Here is an 11,837-nt window from a genome sequence, read left to right as displayed (position 1 = left end):
GAAACACGGGTGGGCGTCGGCGGAGACGCATAAGTGACTGAAAAGAAAAGACGAAACCCCAAACAGGCCCGCGCGCAGGCGACCGTCAATGCGGTTTTAGAGGCGGCGTTTCAGATTCTGGAACAGGACGGCGAAGCCCGCCTGACCACAAACCTGATCGCCGAACGGGCCGGCGTCAGCATCGGCACGCTCTACCAGTATTTCGAGGACCGCGAGGCGATCCTCGCTGCAATGGGCCAGCGCCAGGCCGAAGCGACGCGGGAGCGCATCACCAACATCATCCTGGAATCGCCGGAAACCAGCTCGATGCGCGCCATCGTGAAGGCGATCATGTCCGGCATCGCCGGATCGCCGACGACCCGGATTGCGCTGTCCGATGCCCTGTTCCGGACGCGAGGTGAATCCGTGCTCAGCGAACAGCACGCGATGTTCTTCGACTCGCTGAGCGGCCGGCGGGAGTTCGGTTTCGAGATGACGAAGGAGACCGCCTTCGTGCTGACCCATGCTGTTATCTGCCTGTTGCGCTCGGCGGCGGCGGAGCCTGAACTCAAACTGGCACCGGATGCGCTGGAAGACGAATTGGTTTTGCTGATGGACAGTTATCTTGCGGCGAAGGCGGCGCAGGCCTACCCGTCCGCAGGCTGACGGCTTGCCGCAGATCAGCCGCCGTTGAAATGTCCGTGAATGCGTATGGCGAGGGCTTCGTTCACACCTTCGACCTGCATCAGGTCAGCGACCTTGGCGCGGGAGACACCGCGGGCCGAGCCGAAATGGTGCAGCAGCGCCTTCTTGCGCGTCGGGCCGATGCCTTCGATCTCATCCAGCGGTGAGCGGGCGGCCTCGGCGGCGCGCTTCTGGCGGTGGGCACCGATAGCCCAGCGGTGGGCCTCGTCGCGCAGGCGCTGAAGGTAATAGAGGACGGGCGCGTTTTCCGGCAGCTTGAAGGGCGCGCGGCCCGGGCGGAAGAACTGCTCGCGGCCGGCATTGCGGTCGACGCCCTTGGCGATGGAGACGAGGGTGACATCGTCCGGGGTCAGACCAAGCTCAGCGAGGGTTTGGATCGTGGCGTTCAGCTGGCCGAGACCGCCATCGATGAGCACGAGGTCCGGCCAGTCCTGGTCCTGCCCCGCTTCGCGCTCCTTCAGGGCGCGGGAAAACCGCCGGCGCATGACTTCGCGCATCATGCCGAAATCATCGCCCGGCACGAGATCGGCATCCTTGATGTTGAACTTGCGATAGGCGGACTTCCGGAAGCCTTCCGGCCCCGCGACGATCATGCCGCCTACGGCATTCGTGCCCTGGATGTGGGAGTTGTCGTAGACCTCGATCCGCTCCGGGACTTCGGGCAGTTCGAACACTTTCTGAACTTCGAGCAGCAGCCGCTCCTGGCTGGCGGTTTCGGCGAGCTTGCGGGTGAGCGCCTCGGCGGCGTTGCGTTCTGCCTGGGTGAGCAGGTCGCGTTTGGCCCCGCGCTCGGGGCGGCGCAGCTCGATCCGGCGGCCGGCTTTCAGGCCGAGAGCTTCCTCGATCAGCTCGGCCTGCTCCGGCTTCTCGTTGACGAGGATCAGGCGCGGCGGCGGGCGCTTGTCGTAGAATTGCACGAGAAAGGCGGCGAGCACTTCCTCCGCCGGCTGATCACGTTCGTGGCGCGGGAAATGGACGGTCGCGCCCCAGTTCTGGCCAGCGCGGATGAAGAAGACCTGCACGCAGGAGACACCGCCGTCGACCGCGATGGCGAACACGTCCGCCTCCTCGATGCCGTCGGGGTTCACATCCTGCGTTGAACGCACATGGGCGAGCGCGCGAATTCTGTCACGCAGGCGCGCGGCGGTTTCAAAATCCATCGCATCGGCAGCGGTTTCCATTTCGGCCGCGAGGCGTTTCTGGAGGTCTGCCCCCTTGCCGCGCAGGAAGTCTGCCGCTTCGTTGGCAAGCTCGGTATAATCCTCGGTCGAGATGAGGCCGACGCACGGCGCCGCGCAGCGCTTGATCTGGTGGAGCATGCAGGGGCGCGTGCGCGCAGAGTAGACGCTGTCCTCGCAGGTGCGCAGCAGGAAGGCCTTCTGCAATGTGTCGAGCGTGCGCATCACCGCGCCGGCATTCGCGAAGGGGCCGAAATAATCCCCTTCGTCCTGCTTGCTGCCGCGATACTTCTTGATCTGCGGCGCCTCGTGGTTGCGGCGGATCAGGATATAGGGGAAGGACTTGTCGTCGCGCAGCAGCACGTTGAAGCGCGGCTTCAGGGATTTGACGAGGCTCGCCTCGAGCAAAAGCGCCTCGGTTTCGGTCTCGGTGACGACAAATTCCATCGCCCGGGTCAGCGAGATCATGCGGGCAATGCGCTGGGTGTGTCCGGCCATGCGGGTGTAGTTGGACACCCGCGCTTTCAGGTCGCGCGCCTTGCCGACATACAGGACTTCGTCCGCCTCGCCGAACATGCGGTAGACGCCCGGCTTGGACGGCAGGCGGGTCAGGTTATCCTTGATGACGTCGACGCCGCGCGGGGGCGCAGCGCCGGTGTGATTCTCGCTCATGACCCAGAGATAGTTCACCCCGGGCGGCGCCGGAAGGGCGCTATACCGTTTGACCTGATGCCATCCAGCCGAAGACGGCAGCAACCGAGACGAACAGGAACATCGAGCCGACAAAGCGCACGCTCGCCTCCTCCCCCTCCCGGCGGCCCTGGAAGTGGTGCAGCAGCAGGAAAAACATGCCCATCATCAGCACGCCGGCGAGGACCAGCTTCTCGGACGTCTGCAGTCCTTCCACATATTGAGCGAAGCGGCGGACCATGTCGTGCAGGTCACGCCCGACTCCCGAGAGCGCGGATTCGATCCGCGCCTTCCAGGTGAAACCATCCATTTTGAACCTCCGGGCCAGCCCAACGGCCTGAAGCTTGTCGCCCGTGTTAACAGAATGGCCGATTTATTTTACGGATCACCCAATATTCCGATCAAATTTTTCCTAAACGGGACAATCGGCAGGAAACCAAGCCCTTTCGCGGCGACGCCCCCCGCACGCCTTGCGGAGACGGGGGCGCCCCGGTATGCGTGCGCCGCCTGCCCCCTGCACAAAGGACCTGCCTTCCATGGCCGCCGATATCCAGCTTTCCGATGCCATCTCGCGCGTGAAACCTTCCGCCACGATCGCCGTGACGACCAAGGCCAACGAAATGAAACGGCAGGGCCTGGACGTGATCGGTCTCGGCGCAGGCGAGCCGGACTTCGACACGCCGGAGAACATCAAGGAAGCGGCCATCCGCGCGATCCGCGAAGGCAAGACCAAGTACACGCCTTCGGACGGCATTCCGGAACTGAAGGAAGCGATCTGCGCGAAGTTCGCGCGCGAGAACGGCCTGACCTACAAGCCCTCGCAGGTGAACGTGTCGCCCGGCGGCAAGGCCGTGCTGTTCAACGCGTTCATGGCCACGCTGAATGCCGGCGACGAGGTGGTGATCCCGGCGCCCTATTGGGTGAGCTATCCGGAGATGGTGCTGCTGGCGGGCGGTACGCCGGTGACCGTCAGCTGCGGCCCGAATTCGAATTACAAGCTGCTGCCCGAGCAGCTGGAAGCTGCGATCACGCCGAAGACGAAGTGGCTGATCCTGAACTCGCCGTCGAACCCGACCGGTGCGGCCTATACCGGCGCCGAGCTGAAAGCGCTGGCGGATGTGTTGCTACGCCATCCGCAGGTCTGGGTGCTGACCGACGACATGTACGAGCACCTCGTTTATGACGGGTTCGAGTATGCCACGATCGCGCAGGTCGAGCCGTCGCTTTATGACCGCACATTGACGATGAACGGCGTGTCCAAGGCCTATGCGATGACCGGCTGGCGGATCGGCTACGCGGCCGGCCCGGAAAAACTGATCGGCGCAATGCGCAAGGTGATGGACCAGTCGACCTCCAACCCCTGCTCGATCAGCCAGTGGGCGAGTGTCGAGGCGCTGAACGGCCCGCAGGATTTCCTGCCAGGCTTCCGCGCCGCCTATCAGGGCCGGCGCAACCTTATGGTCGAGGGCCTGAACAAGGCGGCTGGCCTGCACTGCCCGAAACCGGAGGGCGCGTTCTATGTCTATCCGTCCTGCGCTGAATTGATCGGCAAGACGAGCGCGTCGGGCGTGGTGATTGCCGACGACAAGACGTTTGCGAGCGAGCTGCTGGAACACGAGAAGGTGGCGCTGGTGTTCGGCGAGGCGTTCGGACTGCCGGGTACGTTCCGTATTTCCTACGCGACCTCGGATGCGATCCTCAAAGAAGCGCTGGTCCGCATCCAGCGGTTCTGCGCATCCCTGTCATAGACGCAGTCTATAACGGCCTAAAAGAATACTCATTTGAATGGCGCCGGTCGGATCCCCACCTAAGGGACATACGATCAGACATTCGAAAGGATATTTGCATGTCAATTGATATTGGACTGAGCGATGCGGCACGACAACAATCGGCCGACGCGATGAAGGTGCTGCTGGGCGAAACCTACGCGCTTTATGTCAAGACGCACGGCTATCACTGGAACGTCACCGGCCCTCGCTTCAACGAGCTGCACGGCATGTTCATGACGCAATATAATGAACTCTGGCTGGCACTGGACCTGATTGCGGAACGTATCCGTGCGCTGGGCCATTTCGCGCCTGGCTCCTCGGCAGAGATGCTGGAACATGCGACCATCAAACCCGATAAGGGCGTGCCCAATGCGGCGGAGATGGTGAAGAACCTTGCCGCGGGCCATGAGGCGGTCAGCAAAGCGGCGAAGGCCGGCATCAAGATCGGCGAGAAGACGCATGACCCGGTCTCGGTGGACCTATTCACCCAGCGCGCCCAGATTGCCGAGAAGACAGCCTGGATGCTGCGCGCTTCAGCCTGAACCTAGACCGGCACCTTCAACCCGCGCGCCATGGCTGCCATGGCGTCGCGGGCATAGGTTTTCGACACGCCGGCCTTCATCCATTGCATGAAGCCATGCGGGGCGCCCGGATAGACGTGTAATTCGACCGGCACGCCGTCCGCCATCAGGCGCTTGGCATAGTCGAGATTTTCTTCCGTAAACAGATCAAGTGCGCCCGTTGCCATGAAAACCGGCGGGAGGCCCTTGAGGCTTTCTGCGCGCGCCGCCGCTGCGTAGGACGAGACGCCTTCGCTGCCGGGCGGCTGACCGAGCAGGCTTTCCCAGCCGAAATGGTTTGACCGGTTGTTCCAGACGAATTCGCCATACATCGGCGAAAGATCTGTGCGGATGGCCGTGCGGTCGTCGATCATCGGGAAGATCAGCTGCTGGTGACAAAAGCTGTATTCGCCCCGGTCGCGCACGAGCAGGGCAAGGCTTGCGGCGAGACCACCGCCAGCGCTCTCCCCTGCCACCGCAATGCGGCCCGTGTCGATGCCTAGCGCATCCGCCGACTTAACCGCCCAGGCGAGCGTGGCATAGGCGTCCTCGACATTGCCGGGATAGCTCGTCTCCGGACCAAGCCGGTAGGCAGGTGCCACCACGACCGCATCGAACGTGGCCGCCCACTGCGCGCAGAACGGCGCCGAGAAATCCGGACTGCCGAGAACATAGCCGCCGCCATGCAGGTGCAGGATCGCCGGGCGGAGGGCGGCGCCCTCCTTCTTGCGGAAGAGTTTCACCCGCACCTCTGGCGCACCTTCCGGGCCCGGCACGCGCAACTCCGTCACCTCGACCGAGTCGGGCAAAGGTGGAAGTTGGCCCAGCAGGCTCATGCGCGCGGCGCGAACCGCGGCGATGTTGTCTGCAGACAGGGTCAGCGTCGGAAAGGCCTCCAGAAAAGGCAGAAGTTCCGGATCGACAAGATGGCGCGACGACAAGGCAGTCTCCTTCTGCAAGATCCGCTTACTGAGCGTAATAGATCGTGATCTCGATGCGCTGATTGCGTGGCTCGGCGGTTTCATCCGGCACATCGACGAGCGGCCTGTCTTCGCCATAACCCTGAGCGGTAATGATGGCTGGATCGACACCGTCCATCACGAGCCAGTCGCGCATCGTGAACGCCCAGCGCTGGCTGAGCGCGCGGTTTGCTTCAGCGTCGCCGACACTGTCCGTATGCGCCTCGATCACCACTTGCTCCAGCAGCGCAGCGCCGAGCGGGACGAGGACCTGTTCACGGTATTGCGCCTCGGTGATGAAGGCCTCACGGTCTTCCACCGACAGGATGAGCTGCACAGGCGCACGCGTGACCGGCGCAGCCGGCGGCGCCGGAGGCGGCGACATGCGGGGCAACGGCACGGGGGCAAGGTCCGGCTCGGGCGCTGGAACGACGGCCTCATCAGGCACTTCCATCATCACTTCCGGCGGCGCGCTTTCTTCCATCATCTCAGGCGCCTGTTCGGCGGGCACAGAGGCGGGCGTGGCTGCGGCGCTTCGGTCGGTGCCCGGCGGGAATGCCGTGCGGTAGAGCGAGCAATCCTGGTTGACGGGCGCGACAGCCGCGTTCACACGAAAATATTCAAGCCCGTCCGGCACGCCGCCATAGCGTCGCCGCTCCAACGCGCGCAGCTCGGGATTGGCCTCGGCGAGCGCGCAGACGATGTCGCCCAGGATGAACGGGTTGTCGGAATAATAGTTGTGGCCGACGCCGAAGAGTTCGGTGGCAATGCCGGTGGCATCGACGGTCTGGTAGTAGGGATTGGCGCGGATGAAGGGCTTGTCGCCATTGGTGTCGCCGAGGCGCAGCTTGCTGTTGACGATCTCGGAAACGTGCAGCGCGCGGTCGGCGTCGGACGTGTAGATTGTGACGTTGGCCTGCAGGTTGTCGAGGATGCCGGTGGTCGCCTCGAAGATGTCGCGGTCGACATCGGCAGCAACGAGGATGATGCGGAATTCGAGATCGTCGCGCCCGTGCCGCTCCAGATAGTCGCCGGCGTAGGATTCCAGCGCCTGCGTGAGGATGCGGTTGCCCATCGAATGGGCGATGATGTTGATGCGGTGGATCTCCGCATTGTCGGTAATCACGTCGAGGAATTGTTCGAGATAGGGCGCGGCCGCGATGGAACGGTCCTGGTCGCCGCGATAGTCCTCGAGCGAGACCTGTCCGGCCGAGGGCCAGCTGAACAGGACCGGCACGCCGACATCGAAGACATTTCGGCGCGACAGGTCCACCGACAGCTGGGCGGACCGGATCAGCGCATCCTCGAACGGCGTGTTGAAGCCGTGCACGAACAACAGGACCGAGTCGGAATTGCGGTCTTTGAGGGCGTCATCCATTTCGGCCAGGAAGGCCTCGCTGCCTGCCTTGGTGATGCGTGTAAGGAACACGTATTTCGCGAGTTCGCCGGGGTCTTGCGGCGCCGGGCCGTTGAGGATCGGCGTTTCACCGCGATCGCGCGAGCCGCCCTCCTCCACGAGCCTGGGCAGCCAGACATCGGCGCGGCCAAATTGCAGCCGCTTCACATCGGTGGAGAGAACATCCTTCGTGTCGACCTCTTCAGCGAGGCCGGGCTCAAGGCCGGTCAGCACCATTTCGCGGTTCGTGCCGAACAGCACGCGGACGCATTCCACGGCATTTGCGTTAGCCGGCGTCAGCAACTGGACGCAATCGGTGCCGAAGCGAGGGTGGTGTTTGGTCGGCCTAGGCTGAAACTGGAAATAGGCTGCGACCGCGCCGCCGCCGGCGATCAGGATCAGGACAAGGACCAGGAGTATCCGCCGCATGAGTGCCCACCACGTTGCTGCGCTGCCGAGACATCACAGGCTTTCCTGCAATACAAGTCTTGCCAGGGCGCGTGTTCAAAAAGCCGTTGACAGATCGGCCGGTCATGCGACGTGATCGCGGCGATGACCGTGACTGCCCTATCTGGCCGCGACCGCTGTGAAGACCTCGGCAACGGGGTGTTCATGCATATGTTCACCGGGGAGAACGATCCCCGCCTCCTGCGCTTTTTCAAGGCCTATGACGCCGCCTTCATCCTTGAGGACGAAAAGGAAGACCTCAGCGGGTTCAAGGCCTGTCTCGCGCTGAATGAGGGGGACGCCTATGCCCGCCTCAGCGCGCTCTACGGGCCCTACCGCGAAATCGTGATTCTCGTCACCGAAGGCGAGGCGGGGCGCTTGCTGGGCGCGGCGAACTTCATCGCTTTTGCCGGCGACGGCGCGGACCTGACCGTTTCGCTGAGCTACATATTTGTGGACGCGGGCGAGCGCCGGCGCGGGCATTTCTCGCGCCTCGTTGACGTCGTGCGCCGCGAAGCGAAGGCATCCTTCGACTGGCCGGGCGAAGCGCCGGAGCCGCTGGTGTTCATCGAGATGAACGACCCGGTGAAAATGGCCCCGGAAGACTATGCGCTGGACAGCGCCCATGCAGGTCTCGACCAGGTGGACCGGCTGCGCATATGGGAGCGGCGGGGCGCGCGCATCCTCGACCTGCCCTATCGCCAGCCGCCCCTCTCGGCGCAGCAGACGGCCGACGCCGATCTGCTGTTGGGCGTTTTGGGCGCGCCGGGCGACAGCCTCGATGCCTGCCTCCTGCAGGCGCACATGCGGCGCTTCTTCGGCGTTACGGTGTTGAAGGGCGAGGATCCGATGCAGTCGCCCGTGGCGGCGGCGCAGCTGCAGCGGCTGCAAGCCGCGTGTAAGGCGGGCGAGCGGGTCGCGCTGACCGGGTTCGGGCAGATCTTTGCCGAGGCGGCGCGCGTGCGCCTGGACCGAGGGATGCCGGCCTGACGCCGGCGGGGACGAACGAGGGGACTGAGATGACAGCTGAGACAGCCAGGCGCGACGACTTCGAGGAATGCGAAGACCGCTCGCTCTATTTCACGCTGTCGCTCTACATCATCGACAAGAAAGTGCGCGCGGCACTGGGCCGCCCCCTGGACCCGGACACGTTGCGGGCCTTCCAGCCGGGCTATCGCGGCAGCAAGCGCCTGCGCGACGCCGTGGAGCCGCTGTTCAACGACATCGCAGACCGTGAACGCCTCGGCGCGGTGGACGATTTCCTGCTCGACACGCTGTGCCCGCGTGCGGGGGAATTCCTGGAGTTCACGGCGCCCAACGAGATCGAGTGGACGACCGAAGGACGCCGCTTCATCGCCACGCCTCCCGGCCTCGGCAAGACGCGGCTGATCCGTGTGCGGCGGTTCTGGTACACGCACGCCAATGGCGCCATCGGCTATCACCTGTCCTTCCGTTACAACTACGATCACACACCGGGCGACTTCTATTTTCTGTCGCTTATCCAGAAACTAGCAGCGCCTAAGGAGTTCTCAGCCTCCGAACGTCCGGCGGGCAGCCCGTCGATCCGTCCGACCGATGCGGTGACCGGCCTCGCCCCGCTCGACCGGATCAAGGTGAAAGGTGACAGCGGAAAGACGCAGAGCTTCTGGCAATATGTGCGCGACGTGTTCGACGCCGATGCGAGCGACCTGTTCGGCAAGCTGAGGGCGGCACGTCCTGCGGCAAAGCCGGTGGCCACGCTGGAGCCGACCTTTGCGGCGCTGGTGTCCGAAGCGCCGTTCATCGAAGTCCCGGGGCTTGTGATGCCGGTATCGCGGCTAATGTTCTTCTTCGAGGACAAGACCTTCTTCCGCCGCCTGCTGCCGGAGCCTGACCCGCAGACCGGCTTGCCCGTGCCGCGGATGATGATGGTGCAGGAAGGTTGCTACCTGCCCTATCAGGAGAAGCTGGAAGGGCTGAACCCGAAGACACATGCGGAAGTGCCCGAAGTGCGCCTGGGCGCCGACTACTGGAATTGGGTGATCCACCGGCCGGACTATGACCAGTTCACCGACGCTCAGATCGAGGCGGCGCGCAAGACCATCCCGGCCATGGAAGACCGGCGCCGGCAGGATTGCCTGCAATACCTGTTCGTGGCCGGCTTCAACCAGAACATCATCGACTTCATGAACCAGGACCCGTCAGAGATCCTGGACTCGACGGACCCGATCTATCCGGCCAATGAAGACCAGGCTGCTGAGCGCAAATTCGTGCGCTATGCTAATCCGCGCGCCCTGATCACCTATGTCGAGAAGGCGCGCAGCCTTGAGGCCGCGAACGATTTTATTGGCACCTGCCCCTATGCGTTCATGATCCACGTGGTCTCGATGCACAATGAGTTCATGACGCGCGAATACGAAGCGTCCGCCTTCGAGGTGATCGACAAGGTGGAGGATTACGGCAACCGGGGCCGCCTGAAGGACGCCGCCGAAGCGTTCTATGCCTTCCGCACCGGCGAGTATGCCGCCTTCTACCGCGACCGCTACATGAACGTTTTCCGGTACGACACCGAAAGCGAAGTGTTCGAGAAGATGACCCAGTTACGCGGCATCGGCCGGCGCAGCGAGTATATCGAGCGGCTGATCTCCAACATGGAAAGCCAGACCAGAGACCGCGAGGCGCGGATCAACAAGAGCGACGAGAACGCCATGAGCCTGATGCTCGGCGCGTTGGGTCTATTCGGCTTCTTCCAACTGACCTTCCAATGGTCGACGACGCTCAGCCCCCAGGGCGGCGTCCTGTCCGGCGAGCCGCGCGTCAGCTGGATCCCGCCCTTCGTGCACCTGCCCGGTCTGGATTGGTCCAACACGTCCGAAATGATCGCCGGGGCGACCTTCTACGTGTCCGCCGGCTTTTCAGCCCTGCTGCTCGCCTACCTGATCTGGCGCATTTCCCGCAGTTTCAGGCCCTGATTTTGCTGGAAAAAAGAAAGCCCGGCTGCATCTGACGACGCGCCGGGCTAAAGTGGGGTCCTGTTAGGGGGAGGAAACGCCCAATCGAATAAAGATCGGGTTATGCCCAGGACCCATGGCATGACACGTACATAAGACGGTTACGCTGCAATGCAACATGCGCCTCAGCAGGCCACACATGCATTATTGCATGCAATAGCCAAAACTCCGGGACATTAACGCATGGACAGCTTGCGCAGGGGCTCTGTCTCGGTGGTCAGGAAGTCCCGAAATGCGGCGACCCGTTTGGAGCGCCTCAGGTCGCTCGGATAGATAAAATACAAATCAAATGTGGGCCCTGTGATCTCCGGCAGCACCCGGACGAGGCGCGGCAGGGTGCTCGCCATGTAGTCCGGCACGTCGGCAATACCGAGCCCCGCGTCCACCGCCCGCATCATTGCGAACACGTTGTTGACCTTCAAAGTGGCCGCGCGGGGGGGGGCGTCATCCCGTCCCACCCGGCGGGCGAAGCTCATTTCCTGCATCGGCGAGGAGTCGTCGCCATAGGCGATGATCCGGTGATTATCGAGGTCCTGCGGGGTGCGGGGCACGCCGTGGGCCTTCAGGTATTCCGGCGCGGCATAGAGGTTCGTGGCCACCGTGCCCAGCTTGCGCTGGATCAGGTCTGCCTTGTCAGCTGCCCAGAGACGAATGGCGCACTCGGCCTCCAGCTTCAGCAAGTCGTATTCGTGCTGGTCATCCAGGCGCAGGTCGAGGTGAAGATCGGGATGGCGGCGCACGAAATTGCCGAGGCGCGGCACCAGCCAGATCGAGCCGAAGGCGACCGGGGCCGACACGATGAGCTCGCCTTGCGGGGTTTCCTGTTGGTCTTTCAAGGCGGTATTCGCCGAAAGCGCCGCAGCGGCCATGTCCATGGTCGAGCGGTAAAGCGTGTGGCCGCTGTCGGTCAGCACGAGGCCGCGTGCATGGCGCTGGAACAGCGACACGCCGAGTTGTTCCTCCAGCGCGGCAATCTGGCGTGAAACTGCCGATTGCGAAATGCCGAGCCGCTCCCCCGCAAGCGTAAGACTTCCGGCTTCGGCAGCCGCGTGGAACGATCTGAGCTTACCCCAATCCATGGATTCTTTTGACGCCTCCTCCACCGAGCTACACGCAGGATTACTTAACGGCAAGTTCAGACCTTGCCGCCGGCCAGGAACACCC

At 63.5% G+C, this 11,837-nt stretch carries 10 protein-coding genes; 5 read left to right on the top strand and 5 right to left on the bottom strand.

The window, feature by feature from the left end; translation table 11 throughout:
* Positions 1-33: 33 nt before the first annotated feature.
* On the top strand, positions 34-645 hold the full coding sequence (locus GC148_RS00885; protein WP_291068137.1) for a TetR/AcrR family transcriptional regulator: 612 nt from the start codon (positions 34-36) through the stop codon (positions 643-645).
* A 14-nt stretch (positions 646-659) separates the two neighbouring features.
* Here GC148_RS00885 and uvrC read toward each other — a convergent pair whose 3' ends face one another.
* Entirely contained in the window at positions 660-2,534 is a 1,875-nt protein-coding gene (uvrC, locus tag GC148_RS00880) for an excinuclease ABC subunit UvrC (RefSeq protein WP_291068136.1), read from the bottom strand.
* 40 nt (positions 2,535-2,574) lie between these two features.
* Positions 2,575-2,862, bottom strand: a complete 288-nt coding sequence (locus GC148_RS00875; RefSeq protein ID WP_291068135.1) for a hypothetical protein — start codon at positions 2,860-2,862, stop codon at positions 2,575-2,577.
* 226 nt (positions 2,863-3,088) lie between these two features.
* Here GC148_RS00875 and GC148_RS00870 point away from each other — a divergent pair, with 226 nt between their 5' ends.
* Positions 3,089-4,300, top strand: a complete 1,212-nt coding sequence (locus GC148_RS00870; protein ID WP_291068134.1) for a pyridoxal phosphate-dependent aminotransferase — start codon at positions 3,089-3,091, stop codon at positions 4,298-4,300.
* A 98-nt stretch (positions 4,301-4,398) separates the two neighbouring features.
* Positions 4,399-4,863 carry a Dps family protein gene (locus GC148_RS00865; RefSeq protein WP_291068133.1) on the top strand — a complete coding sequence of 155 codons (465 nt, stop codon included), beginning with the start codon at positions 4,399-4,401 and terminating at the stop codon, positions 4,861-4,863.
* A gap of 2 nt (positions 4,864-4,865) precedes the next feature.
* Here GC148_RS00865 and GC148_RS00860 read toward each other — a convergent pair whose 3' ends face one another.
* Together GC148_RS00860 and GC148_RS00855 are read right to left on the bottom strand one after the other, a co-directional pair.
* On the bottom strand, positions 4,866-5,822 hold the full coding sequence (locus GC148_RS00860; protein WP_291068132.1) for an alpha/beta hydrolase: 957 nt from the start codon (positions 5,820-5,822) through the stop codon (positions 4,866-4,868).
* A 25-nt stretch (positions 5,823-5,847) separates the two neighbouring features.
* Complete coding sequence (locus GC148_RS00855) at positions 5,848-7,665, bottom strand: alpha/beta hydrolase (protein WP_291068131.1); 1,818 nt, start codon at positions 7,663-7,665, stop codon at positions 5,848-5,850.
* 123 nt (positions 7,666-7,788) lie between these two features.
* Between GC148_RS00855 and GC148_RS00850 the strand changes: the two genes are divergently transcribed.
* Together GC148_RS00850 and GC148_RS00845 are read left to right on the top strand one after the other, a co-directional pair.
* Positions 7,789-8,673 carry a hypothetical protein gene (locus GC148_RS00850; RefSeq protein ID WP_291068130.1) on the top strand — a complete coding sequence of 295 codons (885 nt, stop codon included), beginning with the start codon at positions 7,789-7,791 and terminating at the stop codon, positions 8,671-8,673.
* Positions 8,674-8,702: 29 nt separating this feature from the next.
* A complete protein-coding gene (locus tag GC148_RS00845) occupies positions 8,703-10,634 on the top strand; it encodes a hypothetical protein (protein WP_291068129.1) in 1,932 nt (643 codons plus the stop codon).
* A 215-nt stretch (positions 10,635-10,849) separates the two neighbouring features.
* Here GC148_RS00845 and GC148_RS00840 read toward each other — a convergent pair whose 3' ends face one another.
* Complete coding sequence (locus GC148_RS00840) at positions 10,850-11,752, bottom strand: LysR family transcriptional regulator (protein ID WP_291068128.1); 903 nt, start codon at positions 11,750-11,752, stop codon at positions 10,850-10,852.
* Between the last annotated feature and the right edge of the window lie 85 nt (positions 11,753-11,837).

It is taken from the genome of Hyphomonas sp. (assembly GCF_016125515.1).
Lineage (GTDB): Bacteria > Pseudomonadota > Alphaproteobacteria > Caulobacterales > Hyphomonadaceae > Hyphomonas.
Note: the sequence above shows the minus strand (reverse complement) of the source record. Positions and strands in the feature narration are given on the sequence as shown.

Coding starts and splice junctions, on each gene's coding strand:
- uvrC (WP_291068136.1), bottom strand. CDS start 2,534: ATGAGCGAGAATCACACCGGCGCTGCGCCCCCGCGCGGCGTCGACGTC.
- GC148_RS00875 (WP_291068135.1), bottom strand. CDS start 2,862: ATGGATGGTTTCACCTGGAAGGCGCGGATCGAATCCGCGCTCTCGGGA.
- GC148_RS00870 (WP_291068134.1), top strand. CDS start 3,089: ATGGCCGCCGATATCCAGCTTTCCGATGCCATCTCGCGCGTGAAACCT.
- GC148_RS00865 (WP_291068133.1), top strand. CDS start 4,399: ATGTCAATTGATATTGGACTGAGCGATGCGGCACGACAACAATCGGCC.
- GC148_RS00855 (WP_291068131.1), bottom strand. CDS start 7,665: ATGCGGCGGATACTCCTGGTCCTTGTCCTGATCCTGATCGCCGGCGGC.
- GC148_RS00850 (WP_291068130.1), top strand. CDS start 7,789: ATGACCGTGACTGCCCTATCTGGCCGCGACCGCTGTGAAGACCTCGGC.
- GC148_RS00845 (WP_291068129.1), top strand. CDS start 8,703: ATGACAGCTGAGACAGCCAGGCGCGACGACTTCGAGGAATGCGAAGAC.
- GC148_RS00840 (WP_291068128.1), bottom strand. CDS start 11,752: ATGGATTGGGGTAAGCTCAGATCGTTCCACGCGGCTGCCGAAGCCGGA.